The sequence below is a fragment of the Pantoea sp. UBA6567 genome (genome assembly GCF_002434165.1).
GTDB lineage: Bacteria > Pseudomonadota > Gammaproteobacteria > Enterobacterales > Enterobacteriaceae > Pantoea > Pantoea eucrina.
On sequence record NZ_DJJN01000003.1, the window covers coordinates 452,041 to 473,166 of the forward strand.

Here is a 21,126-nt window from a genome sequence, read left to right on the forward strand (position 1 = left end):
GACCTTTTTTATAACCGCACCGGCGAAATATGCCAGATCTCATCCGCATACTCCTGAATGGTGCGATCTGACGAGAAGTAGCCCATACCGGCAATATTCAGCGCTGCACGCCGCTGCCACTCATCCGGCTGCCGGTAAAGCTTATCCACTTTATCCTGCGTATCCACATAGCTGCGGTAATCCGCCAGCAGCTGATAATGGTCGCCAAAGTTAACCAGCGCATCAAACAGGTTACGGTAACGTCCCGGCTCCTGCGGGCTGAAGACGCCGGTGGCAATCTGCGTCAGCACCTGATGCAGTTCAGCATCTTCCTCAAAGTATTTGCGCGGGTTGTAGCCCTCTTTGCGCAGCTGCTCAACCTGTGGAGTGGTGTTGCCGAAGATAAAGATGTTCTCTGCGCCCACGTGCTCGCGCATCTCCACGTTTGCGCCATCCAGCGTGCCGATGGTCAGCGCGCCGTTTAGCGCAAACTTCATGTTACTGGTGCCGGAGGCCTCAGTACCCGCCGTGGAGATCTGCTCGGAAAGATCGGCCGCCGGAATGATGATCTGCGCGAGGCTGACGCCGTAGTTAGGAATAAACACCACTTTCAGCTTGTTCTTTACCTGCGGATCGTTGTTGATCACGTCAGCCACATCGTTGATCAGATGGATAATGTGTTTTGCCACGTAGTAGGCCGAGGCGGCTTTACCGGCAAAAATATTTACGCGCGGCACCCAGCTGGCATCGGGATCGGCTTTGATCCGGTTATAGCGGGTGATCACATGCAGCACGTTAAGCAGCTGCCGTTTGTACTCGTGAATACGCTTGATCTGTACATCGAACAGCGCGTGCGGATTGAGCACGATATCCATATTTTTGGCGACCCATGCCGCCAGCCGCTGCTTGTTGGCAAATTTGGCATCGGCAACCTGGCGAATAAACGCCGGGTAGTCGATATGCGGCTGCAGCTCGCTGAGCTGTGACAGATCGGTGCGCCAGGTGCGGCCAATGGTTTCATCCAGCACGCCGGAGAGCGCCGGATTCGCCAGCGCCAGCCAGCGACGCGGCGTCACGCCGTTGGTCTTGTTGCAGAAACGTCCCGGAAAGAGCCGGGCAAAGTCGGCAAACAGCGACTGCACCATCAAATTGGAGTGCAGCTCAGAGACGCCGTTTACTTTGTGACTCACCACCACCGCCAGCCACGCCATACGGATGCGGCGGCCATCATTCTCATCGATAATCGAGATGCGCGACATCAGATCCCAGTCGTCGGGATAGTGCTCCTGAATCGTCTTCAGGAAGTAATCGTTGATCTCGAAAATAATACTCAGGTGACGCGGCAAAATTTTGCCGATCATATCTACCGGCCAGGTCTCCAGCGCCTCGCTCATCAGCGTATGGTTGGTATAGGAGAAGATCTGACAGGTGACTTCAAACGCGTCATCCCAGCTGAATTTATACTCATCAATCAGCAGCCGCATCAGCTCCGGGATCGCCAGAACCGGATGCGTGTCGTTCAAATGGATAGCGACTTTGTCAGCAAGGTTGTCCCAGGTTTCATGCATTTTCCAGTGGCGATGCAGAATATCCTGCACCGTAGAGGAGACAAGAAAGTACTCCTGACGCAGCCGCAGCTCGCGTCCTGAGTAGGTTGAATCATCCGGATAGAGAACGCGCGAAACGTTCTCGGAATGATTTTTGTCCTCGACGGCCGCAAAGTAGTCGCCCTGGTTAAACTTGCCGAGATTGATCTCATTGCTCGCCTGCGCCCCCCACAGCCGCAGGGTATTGGTGGCATCGGTGTCAAAACCGGGAATGATTTGATCGTACGCCATCGCGACAATCTCTTCCGTTTCAATCCAGCGAACGCGCGCGCCCTCATGCTGCAGACGACCGCCGAAACGCACTTTATAGCGGGTATTATGGCGCTGAAATTCCCACGGATTGCCATACTCCAGCCAGTAGTCCGGCGACTCACGCTGCTGGCCGTCGACAATGTTCTGCCGGAACATACCGTAGTCATAGCGGATGCCGTAACCGCGTCCCGGCAGGCCTAACGTTGCCAGCGAATCTAAAAAGCAGGCGGCCAGACGACCAAGGCCGCCGTTGCCGAGTCCGGGATCGTTCTCCTCTTCCATCAGTTCGCTGAGATTGAGTCCCATCTCATCCAGCGCCTGATTGAGATCGTCATAAATGCCCATCGCCAGTAGCGCATTGCCCAGCGTGCGGCCCATCAGGAACTCCATCGACAGGTAGTAAACCTGACGCACATCCTGCGACAGCTGCGCACGGCTGGAACGCAGCCAGCGCTCCACCATACGGTCGCGCACCGCGAGCAGCGAGGCGTTCAGCCACTCGTGCTTATTCGCGATTGAAGGATCTTTGCCAATCGTAAACATCAGCTTATAGGCGATTGAGTGCTTCAGCGCTTCAACCGTCAGCGTGGGTGAGGCGTAGGTGAAAGGTGCATTCATATCCGGACTCCCAATCTCTCAATTACAGCATACGTTGATAAAGATCGCGGTAGGCCTGCGCAGCCACCTGCCAGCTGAAATCCATCGCCATGGCCTGGCGCTGAACATAGCGCCACAGTGAAGGCCGTGACCAGAGTACAAAGGCGCGACGAATAGCCCGCAGCAGTGACCAGGCATTGCTGTCTTCAAAACTGAAGCCGCTGGCAACACCATCCGCCAGGTTCTCCAGAGAGCTATCCTGTACGGTATCGGCCAGGCCACCGGTACGACGCACCAGCGGCAGCGTGCCATATTTCAGGCCATAGAGCTGCGTCAGTCCGCAGGGTTCAAAGCGGCTGGGAACCATAATCACATCGGCACCGCCAACAATGCGGTGTGAGAACGCTTCGTGATAGCCAATCTGCACGCCTACGCTGCCGGGGTGTTCCGCCGCGGCCGCAAGGAAACCCTGCTGCAGTTCGGCGTCGCCCTGACCCAGCAGCACCAGCTGCCCGCCCTGCGCCAGCAGACCCGGCAGCGCTTCCAGCACCAGATCGAGCCCTTTCTGTTTTGTCAGCCGGCTGATGACGCAGAAAATCGGCACTTTATCGTCGACCTTCAGTCCCATGGCGATCTGCAGCTGACGTTTGTTTTCCGCTTTGCTTTCCAGGGTTTCGCGGTCATAACGGGCGGTCAGCAGCAGGTCATGAGCCGGATCCCAGATGCCCGGATCCACACCGTTGAGAATACCGCTCAGACGACCTTCACGCAGACGCTGCTCCAGCAGCGCTTCCATGCCATAACCAAACTCCGGTCGGGTGATCTCCAGCGCGTAGGTCGGACTGACCGCCGTGATGTGATCGGCAAAGAACAGACCAGCCTTGAGGTAAGAGATCTGGCCGTAAAACTCCAGGCCATGCATGCCAAAATATTCGCGCGGGATCTGAATCTCATCCAGATGCCGGGCGTTAAACAGCCCCTGATAGGCAAGGTTATGTACGGTAAAGACCGTTTTAGCCGGATTGCCGCGCGCGGCGATATAGGCGCAGGTCAGACCGGCATGCCAGTCATGCGCGTGCACAATCTGCGGACGCCACAGGCCATCTACTCCGCTGGCCAGCTCGGCACCCATCCAGCCCAGCAGTGCGAAACGCAGATAGTTGTCTACGTATGCGAACTGCGACGTGTCGTGGTAGGGGCTGCCGGGACGGTCATACAGTCCTGGCGCATCAATCAGATAAATACCAACACCGTTGTACTGCCCGAACAGCAGGCGCACGGGCCCGGCAAAAGTTTGCAGCTCCGCCACCACGTCAGTATCAGGAATTCCTTTACGCAGATCCGGAAACGCCGGGATCAGTACCCGCGTATCCGTACCATCGGCTATTTGCGCCTGCGGTAATGCGCCGACGACATCAGCCAGCCCGCCCGTTTTCAGCAGCGGAAAAAGCTCTGAACAGACATGTAAAACCTGCATCCTGAACCCCTATTATGTTATCGCGCGCGTTCCACGCGGCGGTTTTTTTGTATGCTTGTCGCCACTCACTGACCCGCGGTGGCCAGCCTGCCCAGCATGGCGCGCGTCACCAGTACGATGCCCTCTTCCGATCGGTAAAAACGCCGGCTGTCTTCATCCGGATTCTCTCCAATCACCATGCCCTCCGGGATTGCGCAGGCACGGTCAATTACACAGCGGCGAAGCCGGCACGAACGGCCTACCACAACATCCGGTAGCAGCACCGCTGAATCAATATTGCAAAATGAGTTTACGCGCACGCGCGGAAACAGCACTGAATTCACGACTACGGAGCCGGAAATAATACAGCCGCCCGATACCAGCGAGTTCATGGTCATGCCATGACTGCCAGAGCGATCCTGCACAAATTTAGCCGGCGGCAGTGGCTCCATATGGGTCCGGATGGGCCATTCATGGTCATACATATCCAGCTCTGGCGTCACGGATGCCAGATCAAGATTCGCACGCCAGTAGGCCTCCAGCGTACCTACATCACGCCAGTAGGGTTCTGCATTCTCATCGTTCTGCACGCAGGAGAGCGTGAATGAATGTGCATACGCCTCACCGCTCGCCACAATTTTTGGCAGCAGATCTTTGCCAAAGTCGTGGCTGGAGTTCTCTACCAGCAAATCTTCTTCCAGTAACTGATAAAGATAGTCGGCATTGAAAACATAGATACCCATACTTGCCAGCGCCTTATCTGCGTCGCCAGGCATAGCGGGAGGAGTCGCGGGTTTTTCAACAAAATCGACCACGTTGTTGTCAGCATCTACCGCCATCACGCCAAAGGCGGTCGCTTCCGCCAGCGGAACCGGCAGACAGGCGATAGTGCACTTCGCCCCGCGTTCAGCGTGGTCGAGCAGCATACGCGAGTAGTCCATTTTGTAGATGTGATCGCCGGCAAGGATCACGATGTACTGCGCGTTATAACGCCGGATAATATCGAGGTTCTGCGTCACCGCATCGGCGGTGCCGCGATACCAGTACTCCGTCGCGGCGCGCTGCTGAGCGGGCAGCAAATCGACAAACTCATTCATCTCCTCGTTAAACAGTGACCAGCCGCGCTGAATATGCTGCGTCAGCGTATGCGACTGATACTGGGTAATGACGCCGATGCGCCGGATGCCTGAGTTAATGCAGTTGGAAAGGGCAAAGTCGATGATACGAAACTTGCCGCCAAAGTGAACGGCAGGCTTCGCGCGTTTTGCGGTCAGATCTTTCAGACGCGTGCCGCGTCCGCCAGCAAGGATCAGGGCAACTGTCTGGGTAGGGAGCTGGCGCGCCAGCATCAGAGGATCGTTTCTGTCTAACTTCACCATGTCTGACTCCTTATGATTGCTTTAGGAACACACACACGCCGCGTGCGGGCCCGTGCCAGACAGTTGTCAAAATGGGATTATCTTCCCCGGCGAAAGGAGGTATGGCATGCCATTCTCCGTCTGGTAAGGCTAGGTCACTGATTGCATCTGTTGCATTTATTGTTATCAGCCAGCGATCCGACAGCAGGATTTGCATCTGATGCGCACCCCGCTCCCACTCTTCTGGTTCCAGTGGTTTGCCGCTGGCATTGAACCACTGCACCTGACCATCACCTTCCTGCCACCAGCAGTCTGCCGTCAGCGCCGGAATGCGCTGGCGCAGCTGGATCAGCGCCGCAGTAAAGTCGACCAGTCCTTCATCATCCTGCTGCCAGTTGAGCCACGTCAGCAGGTTATTCTGACAGTAGGCGTTGTTGTTGCCATACTGGCTCTGGCCGCGCTCATCGCCCGCCAGCAGCATCGGCGTGCCCTGTGCCAGCAGCAGCGTGGTCAGCAGCGCATGCGCGCTGTGCCGCCGCCGCTGCAGGACATCCGGATTCGCTTTCAGCCCTTCATGCCCGTGGTTATGACTGAAGTTGTCACTGCTGCCGTCGCGGTTATCCTCGCCGTTAGCCTGATTATGTTTATGGTTATAGCTCACCAGGTCGCGCAGCGTGAAGCCATCATGCGCGGTAATAAAATTAATGCTGGCGTGCGGCCGGCGCCCTGCCTGCTGAAACAGATCGGCTGAGGCGGCAAACCGACGCGCCAGCTCGCCGTTGTTCAGTTCGCCATGCAGCCAGTAGCGGCGTGCGGCGTCGCGAAAATGGTCGTTCCATTCGGCAAAGCCTGGCGGAAACCGGCCCACCTGATAGCCGTTTTCGCCGATATCCCACGGCTCAGCAATCAGCTTGACCTGCGACAGAACCGGACAGGCGCGAATCGCCGCCAGCAGCGGTGCTTCAGCGCAAAAGTCCGGCGTACGCCCCAGCACGCTGGCGAGATCAAAGCGAAAGCCATCAACGTGACAGTGCTGTACCCAGTATCGCAGCGCTTCCAGCGCCCACGCCACCACCTGCGGATCGCTGAGATTTAGCGTGTTGCCGCAGCCGGTCCAGTTCTGGTAATTCCCCTGCTCATCAAGCCAGTAGTAGCTGGCGTTATCCACCCCGCGCAGCGACAGCGTCGGGCCAATCTCTTCCAGCTCTGCGGAGTGGTTAAAGACCACGTCCAGGATCACTTCAATACCTGCTGCGTGCAGCGTTTTCACCGCCTGCTGAAACTCCTGCAGCGCTGTGACGCCCGCTTCCCCTGACGCATAATCCGGGTGTACCGCCCAGAGCGCGTAGGGGTTGTAGCCCCAGTAGTTTTGCAGCCCTGTCCGCTGCAGCCGCGGCTCGCTGGCAAACGCCGCCACCGGCAGCAGCTCCAGCGCGGTAATGCCGAGGTCGCGCAGGTACTTCACCATAGCAGGGTGGCCGAGCGCCGCATACGTCCCGCGCAGCGTTTCAGGAATTTCCGGATGCAGCTGCGTCAGACCGCGCACGTGCGCTTCGTAAATGACCGTTTTGCCCCAGGGCGTACGCGGTGGCCGATCGTCTTCCCAGTCAAAGTCTTCAGCGATAACCAGCGATTTGGGCATGCAGCCGGCGCTGTCCTGACTGTCAGGCTGCGCGATGCCGCCATACAGCGCGGCGTCATCCGCAATGCTGCCGGTAACGGCTTTGGCGCAGGGGTCCACCAGCAGTTTAGCCGGATTAAAACGGTGTCCCCGCTGCGGATCCCACGGACCATAAACGCGATAGCCGTAGCGCTGACCCGGCTTCAGCCCGGCAATATAGCCGTGCCAGATATCGCCGCTGCGGGCGGGCAGCGTCAGACGCTGCTCCTCTCCTTCACAGCTGAACAGGCAGAGCTCCACCTTCTCTGCGTGACGCGAGAAGAGCGTGAAGTTGACGCCGCGTCCATCATAGCGGGCCCCGTGCGGCGCAGGCTGGCCCGCTTCGATCATCAGTCCGCCTCCCGCACCAGCCAGATGGTCGACAGCGGTGGCAGGGTCAGACTCAGCGACTGCGCGCGGCCGTGGCTGGCAATCTCGTCGGTGCGGGCGATGCTGTGGTTACGCACGTCGCTGCCGTGATAGTCGTGCTGATCGGTATTCAGCACTTCGCGCCAGCTGCCCGCCTGATTGACGCCAAAACGGTAATCCTGGCGCGTGACCGGCGTAAAGTTGCTGGCAACAATGATCTCATTGCCTTCGCGGTCGCGGCGTACAAAGACAAACACCGAGTTATCGTGGTCATCCACTACCAGCCACTCAAAGCCCTGCGGATCAAAGTCGAGCTGATAAAGTGGCGCATAGTGGCGATAGGTGTGGTTGAGATCGCGTACCAGACGCTGCACGCCGTGATGCCAGTTGTCATCGCCTTCCAGCAGGTGCCAGTCGAGGCTGACGTCATGGTTCCACTCGCGCCCCTGAGCAAACTCATTGCCCATAAACTGCAGCTTTTTACCCGGAAACGCCCACATCCAGCCGTAGTAGGCGCGCAGGTTAGCGAACTTCTGCCAGGCGTCACCCGGCATGCGATCGAGAATAGAGCGCTTGCCGTGCACCACTTCGTCATGGGAGAGCGGCAGCACGAAGTTTTCGCTGTAGTTGTAGGCCATGCCAAATGTCATCAGATTGTGATGATAGCGGCGATGTACCGGGTCGAGCTTCATGTAGTCGAGGGTGTCGTGCATCCAGCCCAGGTTCCACTTAAACCAGAAGCCCAGCCCTTCATTTTCGCTCGGGCGCGTGACGCCAGGGAAGTCGGTTGACTCTTCCGCCACGGTGATGCTGCCAGGTACCGCCGTGCCCAGCGTCTGGTTGGTATGACGCAGAAATGCAATCGCTTCCAGATTTTCGCGCCCGCCCAGATGATTCGGGATCCACTCGCCCGCTTTACGGCTGTAGTCGCGGTAGATCATTGAAGCCACCGCATCCACGCGCAGGCCGTCAATGCCAAACCGCTCCAGCCAGTAAAGCGCGTTACCGGAGAGATAGTTGCTGACTTCACGCCGGCCAAAGTTATAGATCAGCGTATTCCAGTCCTGATGATACCCTTCGCGCGGATCGCTGTGCTCATAGAGTTCAGTGCCGTCAAATTTCGCCAGACCGAAGTCGTCGTCAGGAAAATGGCCCGGTACCCAGTCCAGCAGTACGTTGATACCCGCCTCATGTGCCGCTGCAATAAACTGACGGAACTCATCGCGCGTGCCGAAGCGCCGCGTCGGCGCATACATGCCCAGCGGCTGATAACCCCAGCTGCCGTCAAACGGATGCTCATTAATCGGCAGCAGCTCGATATGGGTAAAGCCCATCTCTTTGACATAGGGGATAAGCTGCTCAGCCAGCTCTTTGTAGCTCAGCCAGAAGTTGTTATCGGTGTGGCGTCGCCATGAGCCGAGGTGCACCTCATAAATAGAGATAGGCTGATCAAAACCGTTCGCCGCTTTGCGCGCTGGCTGCATCTCAACCTTCGGCGGCAGGCCGCAGATCATCGATGCCGTCTGCGGGCGCATCTGCGCTTCAAACGCAAACGGGTCAGCTTTGATACGCATCTGCCCGTGTAAATCGACAACCTCATATTTATAGAGCTGTCCGTTTACCGCACCCGGCACAAACAGCTCCCAGATACCGAGTTCGCGCCGGAAGCGCATCGGATGACGGCGGCCGTCCCAGAAGTTGAAGTCGCCCACCACAGAGACGCGCCGGGCATTCGGCGCCCATACGGCAAAGCGGATGCCGCTGACGCCATCAATGGTCGCGCCGTGCGCACCCAGGGTTTCATACGGACGCTGGTGCGTACCTTCAGCCAGCAGCCAGGCGTCCATATCGGCCAGCAGCGGGCCAAAACGGTAGGCGTCATCAATCAGATTCTGCTGACCATGCCAGTTCACCGCCAGCTGATAGCGAAACATGTTCTTGCGGCGCGGAATCACTCCGCTGAAAAAGCCGCGTGAATCCAGACACTTCAGCTGACCACATTTGCGGCCGGTTTTGGTTTCAATCACCCAGACTTCAGACGCATCCGGCAGCAGCGCGCGGACTTCAAGGCCCTGAACGGTCTGGTGCATTCCCAGGACAGAAAAGGGGTCGGCGTAATCCCCGGCAAAAAGCGCATTGATCGCATCGCGATCGGGAAACTCTGACATGACTTTCTTCCTATGATTTTGTGCAGGCGACCGCAGGGGCAGCTGTGCCGCTGTAAGTGCGCTGCTTTTCATTGAGTCATACGTACGCTGGCAAGAGAGGCCACCCTCCATGGGAAAATTCGTTGCCAGGTACCACTACTAATTCGCTTACAAAGTACAACCTGTTAACAATCGGTACTTCTCAGTTAAATCATAGCTTGGGGTTGGCAGAAGCCAGGTAGGAACGTGAAAAATTGTTATCGGAAAAACAAAAAAGGGAAGCCGATCACTCGCTGGCGGCAATTTGCCTTAGGTTTTGCCCGTCAGCTGATTAAAAAAAAGCCGGGAAACCCCGGCCTGTCTGATGTCGCTGCGCTTAGTCGATAAGCAGACGCAGCATGCGACGCAGCGGTTCTGCGGCACCCCACAGCAGCTGATCGCCAACGGTGAAAGCGGAAAGATACTCCGGTCCCATATTAAGTTTGCGCAGGCGGCCAACCGGCGTGGTCAGACGACCAGTAACCGCGGCGGGCGTCAGCTCGCGCATCGTGATCTCGCGATCGTTTGGCACCACTTTTACCCACTCGTTATGCGCCGCGAGCAGCTGCTCAATCTCTGCCAGCGGCAGATCTTTTTTCAGCTTCAGCGTAAACGCCTGGCTGTGGCAGCGCAGCGCGCCGACGCGCACGCACAGGCCATCAACCGGAATGATGTTGCCGGTGTTGAGGATTTTGTTGGTTTCGGCCTGGCCTTTCCACTCTTCGCGGCTCTGGCCATTGTCGAGCTGCTTGTCGATCCAGGGGATCAGGCTGCCCGCCAGCGGCACGCCAAAGTTATCCGTCGGCAGCGTACCGGAGCGGGTAAAGTCAGTCACGCTGCGCTCAATCTCCAGAATAGCGGAAGCGGGATCCTGCAGTGCCGGTGCGACATGATCGTGCAGCATGCCCATCTGCGTCAGCAGTTCGCGCATATGACGCGCGCCGCCGCCGGACGCCGCCTGATAAGTTGCCACCGAGGCCCACTCCACCAGATCGTTCGCAAACAGCCCGCCCAGTGACATCAGCATCAGGCTGACGGTGCAGTTGCCACCGACAAAGGTTTTGATGCCGTTGTTCAGTCCGTCACGAATAACCTGATGGTTAACCGGATCGAGAATAATGATGGCGTCGTCTTTCATGCGCAGCGTAGAGGCTGCATCAATCCAGTAACCCTGCCAGCCGCTCTCGCGCAGCTTTGGATAGACTTCACTGGTATAGTCGCCGCCCTGGCAGGTAATAATGATGTCGAGCGCTTTCAGCGCGTCAATATCAAACGCATCCTGCAGCGCGCCGGTTGACTTACCGCCAAACGCGGGCGCAGCCTGACCCAGCTGCGACGTAGAGAAGAACACCGGATTGATCACGTCAAAATCGCGTTCTTCGCTCATTCGTGACATCAGCACAGAGCCGACCATGCCACGCCAACCAATAAAACCTACATTCTTCATTTTCTGTCCGTCTCAGGAGCTCGGGCCGAGGCCTGTATAGTGCATGTATCAGACCCGGCGCTAACGATGCGCGAGCCTGCGTAATATTCAGGTTTACCTGCGACCTTCAACTCTACAAAATGCTGCACTTCTGGCAAGTGAATTAATTCGATTACACCTGTTTTTTCAGCAACAGAGCTAATAATAGTGAACACCAACAGAAAGGAGTGGTTTACCGCCCATGACTGAAATGATATCTGCGACCGTGCTGCTGCTGCTGATCATGGATCCTCTCGGCAACCTGCCTATTTTTATGTCGGTGCTGAAACATCTGGAACCCAGACGCCGTCGCGTGGTGCTGATGCGCGAAATGCTGATTGCGCTCGGTCTGATGCTGCTGTTTCTGTTTGCCGGTGAACGCATTCTGATGTTCCTGAACCTGCGCACCGAAACGGTCTCTATTTCCGGCGGCATTATTCTGTTCCTGATCGCGATTCGCATGATTTTTCCCTCCGGCGACACCGGCAGCAGCGGCCTGCCGGCTGGCGAGGAGCCGTTTCTCGTGCCGCTGGCCATCCCGCTGGTCGCCGGCCCCTCACTGCTGGCCACGCTGATGCTGCTGTCGCACCAGTACCCGCATCAGATGAGCCATCTGGTCGGCGCGCTGCTGATCGCCTGGGGAGCTACGGTTATCATTCTGCTGCTGTCGGGGCTGTTTCTGCGCCTGCTGGGCGACAAAGGCGTTAACGCGCTGGAGCGGCTGATGGGACTGATCCTGATTATGCTGGCGACGCAGATGTTTCTGGATGGGATCCGGGCGTATCTGAAGTTATAACCGCATGCTATGGCTGCGGGCGACTGGCATCGCCCGCATCAACCATTCAGGATTTTTTCTTTATGGGTTTGCCAGACCAGTAGCCTGCCAGCAGTGAGCCGGAGAGGTTGTGCCAGACCGAGAAGAGTGCACCCGGCAGGGCAGCAAGCGGTGAGAAATAGAGTTTGCCGAGCGTAGCCGCCAGCCCCGAATTCTGCATCCCCACCTCCAGCGCCAGCGTGCGGCAGGTCGACTCATCAAAGCCAAACAGCTTGCCGCCCCAGTAGCCGCCGAGCAGACCAATGGCGTTATGCAGGATCACCGCCAGAATAACCATCAGGCCCACCGATCCGATAAAGCTCTGGCTACCCGCCACCACCGCGCTGATAATCAGCAAAATGCAGAGCATGGAAAACGCCGGCAGCCAGGGTTCAACGCGGCGCACCACGCTGTTCATGGTGTGATGAATAATCAGCCCGAGTGAAATCGGGATCACCACAATTTTCACGATGCTCAGCAGCATCCCCACCACGTCGACCTGAATATGCGTATCAACGTAAAAACGGGTCAGCAGCGGAGTGGCAAACACGCCCACCAGCGCAGAGACGGAAGAGATCGTCACCGAGAGCGCCACATCGCCCTTCGCCAGGTAAATCATTACGTTTGACGCGGTTCCGCTGGCGACGCTGCCGACCAGAATCATGCCGGCAGCCAGATCGGGCGGCATCTGAAACAGCTTTGCCAGCGCCCATGCGGCCAGCGGCATCACCAGATAGTGCAGAAAGGTGCCGGCAATCACCGGAGCCGGACGCACCAGCACGCGTTTAAAATCGTCAATATTTAGCGTAACGCCCATGCCAAACATGATCAGCATCAGCAGATAAGAGACCCACGGACCGATACCGGTAAAGGTGGATGGCGAGTAATAGGCGGCGACTGAGAGCAGTACAGCCCAGAGTGGAAACAGGCGGGTGAGACTGGCGAGCATGAAACACTTCCTTTTTCAGAGACCTTTGTCCGCTACAAAAACGAGCCGGAGAGGTTTTAGATAATGTGCCACAGGTGAAAGATCGCACGGGGAACGACCGCTGCAATCGGAAGAGATCATAACATTTCGTTATCGCCGACGACGGTGCCGGCGGCAATTGCCTATCAGCTGCTGCGTATTACGCCCTGAAGCGGGAAATAACACTGCGCTTTGCGGCAAACGCCAGCAGATATGGCGGGTTCAGGCGGAAAAAAAGCCGGACAGCGTCCGGCTAATCAGCATCATAAGGGGGGTATCAGGCACCAAACAGATTGTGATGCAGCGCGCGCACCACTGCTTCCGCATCTGGCGTCGGCACCAGGAAACAGAGGTTGTAGCTGCTGGCACCGTAGCAAATCATGCGCAGATTAAACGGCTCCAGCGCACCAAAGACCTCTTTGCCCACGCCGCAGGCTTTCGACAGGTTGTTACCGATAATAGCGACCAGCGCCAGATTCTCTTCAACTTCCACGCGGCACAGCGAAGAGAGCTCGGTAAGCAGCGCCTGCGTCAGCAGGCTATCCACGCTGCTGGTGGAGCCGGTGTTATCCAGCGTCAGCGCCACGCTGACTTCAGAGGTGGTGACCAGATCCACAGAAACATTATGGCGCGCCAGAATCGCAAACACCTCAGCCAGAAAACCGTGCGCGTGCAGCATGTTCAGGCTGTGCAGCGTCAGCAGCGTCTGCTTGCGACGCAGTGCCAGCGCGCGGAAAAGCGGCGGATTACGCGTTTCATTGCAGACGCGCGTGCCGCCGGCGGCCGGATCTTTACTGGAGCCAACAAACACCGGGATATCGCTGCGTACCGCCGGCAGCAGCGTGGCGGGATGGAGCACTTTCGCGCCAAAAATTGCCATTTCTGCCGCCTCTTCGAAGGTGATCTCTTCGATACGGCGCGCAGCCGGCACCACGCGCGGATCGGTAGTATAGATACCTGCCACGTCGGTCCAGATATCGATGCGCTCAGCCTGCAGAGCCTCGCCCAGCAGCGCAGCAGTATAATCGCTGCCGCCGCGGCCCAGCGTGGTGGTGCGCCCTTTGCTCTCGCTGCCGATGAAGCCCTGGGTAACCACCAGCGCTTCGGCAATGCGCGGCTGCAGCTGCGCCGCTGCCAGCGTCTGCAGCTCAGCCACCTGCGGCTCGGCCCGGCCAAAACGATCGCTGGTGCGCATCACTTTGCGAACGTCAAACCACTCGGCATTGACACCGCGCTCGCGCAGGATCTCGACAAACAGCAGCGTTGACATCAGTTCGCCGTGGCTGACCAGCTCATCGGTAAGAGCCAGAGAATTGGCCAGTGCCGTGGTATCTGACAGCATGGTGATGTTTTCCAGCACGCGGTCAATTTCTTCACGGATCACATCCGGCGCAGCAAGGCGATCGATAATGGCGTACTGGATACGGCGAATTTCATCCAGCATCTGGGTACGCTCTGCCTGATCCTGGCCCTCGGCCAGCGCGACCAGCAGATTCGTCACGCCAGCAGACGCAGAGAGAACGACCAGACGGGTCTGGGCATCGGACAGCACAACGTCTGCGCTGCGGTTCATGGCATCGAAATCGGCAACGCTGGTGCCACCAAATTTTGCCACAATCAACGGTTGAGACATGTAACAAACCTCGTGTCAGGTTATCTTCCGCCGGGAATTCGGTTCAGAAGACAGGGATAACAGCCTTGGCACAAGAGAAGAGCGGAATTGGACAGACAAGATCAGGAGATGAGTCACCAAAAGCACTTCACCTTGCGAAACGTCCGACTGCGGACGCTTCTGGTGACAACCCAGAGGATTCAGCCCCTGCAGCCGACAGCACAACACTCCGCGTGTTATGCCATCTCGGCGTCGCACCCCCTGATGTGTTTTCGCCGGATACGGATCCTCAAACACACTGCCTGGGCGACGCGCCTCTTCTGGCTTGCACCCGGAGGTGCAAGTCGCGGGCATAAATTATCGACAAATTGTGCTGCTGTCCAGCCTTGTGGCACCCGGAGAAATGATTTTTTAACGCGTGCAGCCCCGCTGTAAATACGCGCCGCGCCCGATGCGGGATCCCTGATACAAAAGCGCCCGCTTACGCGGCTTTTTACTGACGCGCCGCAGAATTTATCTTTTCCGCATTCGGCATACTGGCGCCTGGATTTCACTGAAACCGTGCGGCCAGGGTCACAAAATTTTTCCTTTCGCCTGCAACTATGGTCATACTGAAATGCGTTTGCGCGATGCCTGTTCGACTGTACCCGACGCGGTTATGCCCCTGATAAACAGGCGCACACCGGGGCATCAGCAGCGCGCCGTAAGAGAAACTAAGCATGCCGGGCCAGCGGAACGCGCCCGGATGAAATGACGGTTCTTATATCAACAAGAGTGTTGCCATGAAAAATATCAATCCGACACAAACCGCAGCGTGGCAAGCGCTGCAGCAGCATTTTGAACAGATGAAATCAGTGCAGATCGCCGATCTTTTTCAGCAGGATGCCGATCGTTTTGCGAAATTCTCCGCTACGTTCGATGACCAGATGCTGGTGGATTTCTCAAAAAACCGTATCACTGAGGAAACCCTCACAAAATTACAGGCGCTGGCTAAAGAGACTGACCTGGCGGGCGCCATTAAATCGATGTTCTCTGGCGAGAAGATCAACCGTACGGAAGAGCGCGCCGTGCTGCACGTGGCGCTGCGCAATCGCAGCAATACGCCGATTCTGGTTGATGGCAAAGATGTGATGCCGGAAGTCAACGCCGTGCTGGACAAGATGAAAGGCTTCTCTGAGCGTATCATCAGCGGCGAATGGAAGGGATACACCGGTAAGCCCATTACCGATGTGGTCAACATCGGCATTGGCGGCTCCGATCTCGGTCCGTTTATGGTGACTGAGGCGCTGCGCCCTTATAAAAACCATCTGAATATGCACTTTGTCTCCAACGTTGACGGCACGCATATTGCTGAGACGCTGAAAGATCTGAACCCGGAAACCACGCTGTTCCTGGTGGCCTCAAAAACCTTCACCACGCAGGAAACCATGACCAATGCGCACAGCGCACGCGACTGGTTCCTGAAAACGGCGGGCGATCAGCAGCACGTGGCAAAACATTTTGCCGCGCTCTCTACCAACGGCAAAGCGGTCAGCGAGTTTGGTATTGATACCAGCAACATGTTTGAGTTCTGGGACTGGGTTGGCGGGCGCTACTCGCTCTGGTCGGCCATCGGCCTCTCTATTATTCTCTCCATCGGATTTGACAACTTCACGCAGCTGCTCAGCGGCGCACACGCGATGGATCAGCATTTTGCCACCGCTCCGGCGGAGCAGAACCTGCCGGTGCTGCTGGCGCTGATCGGTATCTGGTACAACAACTTTTTTGGTGCCGAAACCGAAGCGATCCTGCCTTACGACCAGTATATGCATCGCTTTGCTGCCTATTTCCAGCAGGGCAACATGGAATCGAACGGCAAGTATGTCGATCGTGAAGGCAATCCGGTCGACTATCAGACCGGCCCGATTATCTGGGGCGAGCCTGGCACCAATGGTCAGCATGCGTTTTATCAGCTGATCCATCAGGGAACCAAGCTGGTGCCGTGCGACTTTATTGCACCGGCCATTACCCATAACGCGCTGGCCGATCACCACCAGAAGCTGCTGTCGAACTTTTTTGCTCAGACCGAGGCGCTGGCATTTGGTAAGTCACGCGATACGGTAGAGAAAGAGTTTACCGATGCCGGTAAATCGGCGGAGTCAGTGGCGCACGTTGTGCCGTTTAAAGTGTTTGAAGGTAACCGTCCGACTAACTCCATTCTGCTGCGCGAAATTACCCCTTACAGCCTGGGTGCGCTGATTGCGCTGTATGAACATAAGATTTTCACGCAGGGTGCCATTCTGAATATTTACACGTTCGATCAGTGGGGCGTGGAACTGGGCAAACAGCTGGCAAATCGTATTTTGCCTGAGCTGGAAAATGACGCAGATATTGCCAGTCACGACAGCTCGACCAATGGATTGATCAATCGCTACAAATCCTGGCGTTAATTTGCATCAGGATCATCAGGGCGGCCGCTGGCCGCCTTTTTTTATTCCGCTTATTTGCCGGTTTTAATACGGCCATTCATTGCTGATGCAATATCCCTTCGGCTGGCTACAGAAAATCTGATGTTGCGCTAAGCCTCTGCAAAAATCACAGATTTTACCGGATCTGATTGTGTGCAACAGGCGCTCAGCCCCCCTGAATCCACGCGGATTTAAATTTACAACCCATCAGGAAAATCCGATAATTCCTATTCCGTGCCAAATTTTACTAAAAAAGTGTAAAATCCTGCCGTATATAATGTCGTCATATTTACGCTTCAGGCAGTAGCAAACGGGCCACGGAAAAAAGCTATTCACGCCGGTTTTTTCTGACTGCAATACCACAGCAGCCGGATACGGGCGCGCTTTTTAGCCTGCTACAGGCTGATATTTTATTGCTCTGACGTAAATGCGCCTGAAACCAGGATAGCTCCTTCATTCATTTTTTTTCTAAATGCAGGAAACGCTGTTATGAAAAAACTCGTGGCTGCCGGTGCAGCCTTGTTATATCTCGCGGTCGCTTCTGCCGCCCACGCCGTACCGGAAGAGACCGGCGCAGCAGCCGGCGCACAGGCGGGCGCGATCTCCTCTGGCGCATCGACCGCGGTGGGGATTGGCGCGCTCGGCGCGCTGGTAGGTCTCGGCCTTGCCGCTGCTGGCGGCGGCGGCGGTGATGGCGCAAATACCGGTACAACAACAACCACAACGGGCACGACCCGCTGATAATACGCTTTGACTCCTGACCACACCGCCGTGTGGTTATTTTTTGCTTTTGTTTTTTAGACAGGGATACACACAGTGCGCCAACTCTCTTTGCTGCTGCTTTGTCTGTTGCTGCAGGCCTGCACACAGACGCAAAAAGGTCTTGAGCAGACCGTCATGCTTGCCGTCAATGGTCCCGACGACGTCACGGTCAGTACCGAACAGATTCAGAAACTCCCTTACGCCAGTATGTACGCCCGCATCGACAATGGCGCACGTATCTTTGTGGTACTCGGCTACCTTGAAGCGGGTCAGCAAAAGTGGGTGACTCAGGACAAAGCCATGCTGGTGATGCAGCATGGCCGCCTGGTGAAAACGCTGGGACTGCGCGACAACCTGCAGGCGGTCAGCAACCTCGCCGGGGATCCGCTGGCTGATGCGCTGCATCTGCAGAACGGTGCCAGCTGGACACGCGTCGTGCAGTGGCGTGAACAGGATCGGGTACGCGCCGCAACGGCGGTCTCGCAGTTTGAGCGCGGCACCGATGAAGTGCTGACGCTGGCGGGAGAAGCGATACCGTGCCGCGTCTGGCAGGAAAATGTGTCGATGGCGAGCCTGAACCGCACCTGGCAGAACACGTTCTGGATCGACAACCGCGACGGCACGGTGCTGCAGACGCAGCAGATGCTTGCCGCTGACCACTTTCCTGTTGTAACCACCCTTCTGAAGCCGGCTAAATCATGAAAAAAATAATAACTCTGCTGGCTGCACTGGCTCTGCCTGCGGCAGGCAACGCGCTGGCCGCAGGCCAGATTACCGTGCACGCTGCGACAGGCGATAGCAGCATGCAGATTGATGACGTTCAGCGTCTGAGCCAGCTGCTGACGCATCCCGGCCTCAATACCTGGTGGCCCGGCACCGTCATAGCAGAGCGCGGTGCTACCGCTGCCGTACAGCAACAGCGCCACCAGCTGCTGACCGATCTGCGTGCCTGGCAGGGCAGCAGCGATGCCGCACTCGGCGCAACCATCGGTGCAGTGATCCGGCAGCTCAACGCGCTGCCGGTTACCGGCCGGCAGTTTACCTCGCTGGATATCGACTGGCTGCGGCTGCATCCGGAAGCGGATCGTGCGCTGCAGGGCAGTTATGACCTCTATACCCTGCCGGAACCGCACCAGGTACTGATTATGGGCGCCCTCGCCCGGCCTGGCGCAGAGAGCTGGCAGCCCGGACGCAGCGTACGCGACTATCTCGCCGCACACGAACGCCTGACCGGCGGCGATCGCAGCGTGGCCACCGTTATTGCGCCATCTGGCGAGGTCCGTCAGGTTCCGGTCGCCTACTGGAATCAGCGTCATGCTGAAGTTGAACCCGGCAGCATTATCTGGCTCGGCTTTACCTCATGGAGCCTGCCGTGGGGCCAGGCAGATTTAAATACGCGTCTGATTTCTGTTCTGACTCACCGGATCCCGCAATAATGAAAAAACAACTACTGCTCAGCCTGCTGGCTGCATCTGTCTCTGCCGCCTGCCAGGTGCAGGCTGAAACCTGGCCGCAGCCGGTGGGTCCTTCACAATCCGATTTTGGCGGCGTCGGCCTGCTGCAGACGCCTACCGCCCGCATGGCGAAAGAGGGTGAATTCAGCCTTAACGCGCGGGATAACGATCAGTATCGCTACTACTCCGCCTCGCTTCAGCTTCTGTCGTGGCTGGAAACCACCGTACGCTATACCGATGTGCGGACCCGTCGCTACAGCGGCGTGGAAGATTTCAGCGGCAACCAGAGTTATAAAGATAAAGCGTTCGATCTGAAACTGCGCCTCTGGCAGGAGAGCTACTGGCTGCCGGAGGTGGCGGTGGGTTCACGCGACCTCGGCGGCACCGGGCTGTTTGACAGCGAATATCTGGTGGCGTCTAAAGCCTGGGGGCCGTTCGATTTTACGCTGGGCCTTGGCTGGGGCTATCTCGGCAACAGCGGCACCGTGAAAAACCCGTTTTGCTCTTACAGCGACAGCTATTGCAGCCGCACCGGTGGCGGCACGGCCGGTTCAGTCAATGGCTCACAGCTGTTTCATGGCCCTGCTGCCCTGTTTGGCGGCGTGGAGTATCAGACGCCGTGGCAGCCGCTGCGCCTTAAGCTGGAGTATGAGGGCAACGACTATCAGGATGACTTTGCCGGACGGCTGGAGCAGCGCAGCAAAGTCAACGCCGGTGCGATTTATCGCCTTACTGACTGGGCAGATATCAATGCCAGCTATGAGCGCGGCAACACCTTTATGTTTGGCGTCACCATTCGCACCAACTTCAACGATCTGCGCCAGACGCATATCGATACGCCGAAGCCTGCTTACGACCCGCATCCGCAGGGCGATCTGCTGGATTCTGCCGTGGTCGCCAGCCAGCTTAGCGCACTGAAGTATGACGCCGGATTCAATGGCCCGCGCATTCAGACCAAAGGCGCTACCCTTTACGTCAGCGGTGAGCAGATCAAATATCGCGATACGCGCGAAGGCGTTGATCGCGCCAATCGTATTATGATGAATCACCTGCCGGCCGGCATTGACACGATTGCCGTCACGGAGTCGCGCTTTAATATGCCGCAGGTGACGACGCGCACGCAGGTTGCCAGCCTGCATAATACGCTCAGCGGCTATCCGCTGGGGCATGAGCAGCCGCTGCAGCAGTCGCGCGTTAATCCGGTCGATCCGGGCGCAACCGAGCAGGGCCTGTTTATGCGTAAAGATCGCCTGAACTACAGCCTGTCACCGGTGCTCAACCAGTCAGTTGGCGGGCCGGAAAGCTTCTATATGTATCAGGTTGGCGCGATGGCAAACGCGGATTACTGGCTGACCGATCACCTGCTGGTGGGCGGCAGCCTGTTTGGCAATATCGTGAACAACTATGACCGCTTCAATTATAACGGCGCGCCCTCTGACTCCACGCTGCCGCGCGTGCGTACCCATATCCGCGACTATGTGAAAAACAATGTCTACGTAAACGATCTGCAGGCCAACTATATGCATTACCTCGGTAATAACCTGTATGGTCAGGTTTATGGCGGCTATCTGGAGACCATGTATGGCGGCGCCGGTGCTGAAGTGCTCTACCGCCCGGTAGACAGCAACTGGGCGGTGGGCGTTGATGCCAACTATGTCAAACAACGCGACTGGGACAACATGATGCAGTTCCGCGACTACAAAGCGCCAACCGGTCATCTGACCGCCTACTGGCGCCCGTGGTTTATGCAGGATGTGCTGGTGAAAGCGAGCGTGGGGCAATACCTGGCGAAGGATAAAGGCGCCACGCTGGATATCTCCAAACGCTACGACAGCGGCGTCACCGTGGGCTTCTACGCCACCAAAACCAACGTTTCATCTGAAGCGTATGGCGAAGGCGACTTTACCAAAGGCTTCTATATTTCGGTTCCGATGGATCTGTTTACCGTCACGCCAACGCGCGGCCGTGCACAGGTGAACTGGGTGCCGCTGACGCGTGATGGTGGCCAGATGCTGAGTCGTAAATATCAGCTCTACGATCTGACCGCCGATCGCGACGCGCGGTTTAATTAAGATCGGGCGCGGGGTAACACCCGCGCACTCTATCTGTGCTGATGCTCTCCACCCCTCTTTCCCCTGGCA

Annotated in this window: 14 protein-coding genes and 1 riboswitch; of the genes, 6 read left to right on the plus strand and 8 right to left on the minus strand. The window is 57.2% G+C overall.

Annotated elements, in window-relative coordinates; genetic code table 11:
- Positions 1-8: 8 nt before the first annotated feature.
- The 6 genes from glgP to asd all read right to left on the minus strand — a co-directional run bounded on the left by glgP (position 9) and on the right by asd (position 10,911).
- Positions 9-2,456 carry a glycogen phosphorylase gene (glgP, locus tag B4M48_RS03335; protein ID WP_039381888.1) on the minus strand — a complete coding sequence of 816 codons (2,448 nt, stop codon included), beginning with the start codon at positions 2,454-2,456 and terminating at the stop codon, positions 9-11.
- Positions 2,457-2,478: 22 nt separating this feature from the next.
- Positions 2,479-3,912, minus strand: a complete 1,434-nt coding sequence (gene glgA, locus B4M48_RS03340) for a glycogen synthase GlgA (RefSeq protein WP_039381887.1) — start codon at positions 3,910-3,912, stop codon at positions 2,479-2,481.
- Positions 3,913-3,977: 65 nt separating this feature from the next.
- The gene (gene glgC, locus B4M48_RS03345; RefSeq protein WP_039381886.1) at positions 3,978-5,270 is read right to left on the minus strand and encodes a glucose-1-phosphate adenylyltransferase; all 1,293 of its coding nucleotides are present in this window, start codon (positions 5,268-5,270) and stop codon (positions 3,978-3,980) included.
- Between the two features lie 10 nt (positions 5,271-5,280).
- Positions 5,281-7,260 (minus strand): glycogen debranching protein GlgX, encoded by a 1,980-nt coding sequence (gene glgX / locus B4M48_RS03350; RefSeq protein ID WP_288655914.1) that lies wholly within the window; start codon positions 7,258-7,260, stop codon positions 5,281-5,283.
- The gene (gene glgB / locus B4M48_RS03355; protein WP_039381884.1) at positions 7,260-9,446 is read right to left on the minus strand and encodes a 1,4-alpha-glucan branching enzyme; all 2,187 of its coding nucleotides are present in this window, start codon (positions 9,444-9,446) and stop codon (positions 7,260-7,262) included. Before glgB ends, glgX begins: the two co-directional genes overlap by 1 nt.
- A gap of 355 nt (positions 9,447-9,801) precedes the next feature.
- Positions 9,802-10,911: an aspartate-semialdehyde dehydrogenase gene (gene asd / locus B4M48_RS03360; RefSeq protein ID WP_071668465.1), complete on the minus strand. Its 1,110-nt coding sequence runs from the start codon at positions 10,909-10,911 to the stop codon at positions 9,802-9,804.
- A 220-nt stretch (positions 10,912-11,131) separates the two neighbouring features.
- Between asd and B4M48_RS03365 the strand changes: the two genes are divergently transcribed.
- Positions 11,132-11,725: a YhgN family NAAT transporter gene (locus B4M48_RS03365; protein ID WP_039381881.1), complete on the plus strand. Its 594-nt coding sequence runs from the start codon at positions 11,132-11,134 to the stop codon at positions 11,723-11,725.
- A 46-nt stretch (positions 11,726-11,771) separates the two neighbouring features.
- Here B4M48_RS03365 and panS read toward each other — a convergent pair whose 3' ends face one another.
- Positions 11,772-12,692 carry a ketopantoate/pantoate/pantothenate transporter PanS gene (panS, locus tag B4M48_RS03370; protein WP_039381880.1) on the minus strand — a complete coding sequence of 307 codons (921 nt, stop codon included), beginning with the start codon at positions 12,690-12,692 and terminating at the stop codon, positions 11,772-11,774.
- Between the two features lie 295 nt (positions 12,693-12,987).
- Positions 12,988-14,343, minus strand: coding sequence for a lysine-sensitive aspartokinase 3 (gene lysC, locus B4M48_RS03375; RefSeq protein ID WP_039381879.1), 1,356 nt, complete (start codon positions 14,341-14,343; stop codon positions 12,988-12,990).
- A 112-nt stretch (positions 14,344-14,455) separates the two neighbouring features.
- Positions 14,456-14,650, minus strand: a riboswitch (Lysine riboswitch).
- A gap of 454 nt (positions 14,651-15,104) precedes the next feature.
- On the opposite strand from lysC, the gene pgi reads away from it, so the two are divergent.
- The 5 genes from pgi (at position 15,105) to B4M48_RS03400 (ending at position 21,057) form a co-directional block, all read left to right on the plus strand.
- Positions 15,105-16,751 carry a glucose-6-phosphate isomerase gene (gene pgi / locus B4M48_RS03380; RefSeq protein WP_065650404.1) on the plus strand — a complete coding sequence of 549 codons (1,647 nt, stop codon included), beginning with the start codon at positions 15,105-15,107 and terminating at the stop codon, positions 16,749-16,751.
- A gap of 507 nt (positions 16,752-17,258) precedes the next feature.
- Positions 17,259-17,510 (plus strand): exopolysaccharide production protein YjbE, encoded by a 252-nt coding sequence (gene yjbE, locus B4M48_RS03385; protein WP_113655588.1) that lies wholly within the window; start codon positions 17,259-17,261, stop codon positions 17,508-17,510.
- Between the two features lie 75 nt (positions 17,511-17,585).
- A complete protein-coding gene (locus B4M48_RS03390; RefSeq protein ID WP_288655917.1) occupies positions 17,586-18,233 on the plus strand; it encodes a YjbF family lipoprotein in 648 nt (215 codons plus the stop codon).
- On the plus strand, positions 18,230-18,967 hold the full coding sequence (locus tag B4M48_RS03395; RefSeq protein ID WP_039381872.1) for a capsule biosynthesis GfcC family protein: 738 nt from the start codon (positions 18,230-18,232) through the stop codon (positions 18,965-18,967). Before B4M48_RS03390 ends, B4M48_RS03395 begins: the two co-directional genes overlap by 4 nt.
- Positions 18,967-21,057, plus strand: coding sequence for a YjbH domain-containing protein (locus tag B4M48_RS03400; protein WP_104085632.1), 2,091 nt, complete (start codon positions 18,967-18,969; stop codon positions 21,055-21,057). The genes B4M48_RS03395 and B4M48_RS03400 overlap by 1 nt, the downstream gene beginning before the upstream one ends.
- Positions 21,058-21,126: the final 69 nt, after the last annotated feature.

Bases quoted from the DNA above. Each gene is read 5' to 3' on its own strand.
- glgP (WP_039381888.1), bottom strand. From the start codon at position 2,456: ATGAATGCACCTTTCACCTACGCCTCACCCACGCTGACGGTTGAAGCG.
- glgA (WP_039381887.1), bottom strand. From the start codon at position 3,912: ATGCAGGTTTTACATGTCTGTTCAGAGCTTTTTCCGCTGCTGAAAACG.
- glgC (WP_039381886.1), bottom strand. From the start codon at position 5,270: ATGGTGAAGTTAGACAGAAACGATCCTCTGATGCTGGCGCGCCAGCTC.
- glgX (WP_288655914.1), bottom strand. From the start codon at position 7,260: ATGATCGAAGCGGGCCAGCCTGCGCCGCACGGGGCCCGCTATGATGGA.
- glgB (WP_039381884.1), bottom strand. From the start codon at position 9,446: ATGTCAGAGTTTCCCGATCGCGATGCGATCAATGCGCTTTTTGCCGGG.
- asd (WP_071668465.1), bottom strand. From the start codon at position 10,911: ATGAAGAATGTAGGTTTTATTGGTTGGCGTGGCATGGTCGGCTCTGTG.
- B4M48_RS03365 (WP_039381881.1), top strand. From the start codon at position 11,132: ATGACTGAAATGATATCTGCGACCGTGCTGCTGCTGCTGATCATGGAT.
- panS (WP_039381880.1), bottom strand. From the start codon at position 12,692: ATGCTCGCCAGTCTCACCCGCCTGTTTCCACTCTGGGCTGTACTGCTC.
- lysC (WP_039381879.1), bottom strand. From the start codon at position 14,343: ATGTCTCAACCGTTGATTGTGGCAAAATTTGGTGGCACCAGCGTTGCC.
- pgi (WP_065650404.1), top strand. From the start codon at position 15,105: ATGAAAAATATCAATCCGACACAAACCGCAGCGTGGCAAGCGCTGCAG.
- yjbE (WP_113655588.1), top strand. From the start codon at position 17,259: ATGAAAAAACTCGTGGCTGCCGGTGCAGCCTTGTTATATCTCGCGGTC.
- B4M48_RS03395 (WP_039381872.1), top strand. From the start codon at position 18,230: ATGAAAAAAATAATAACTCTGCTGGCTGCACTGGCTCTGCCTGCGGCA.
- B4M48_RS03400 (WP_104085632.1), top strand. From the start codon at position 18,967: ATGAAAAAACAACTACTGCTCAGCCTGCTGGCTGCATCTGTCTCTGCC.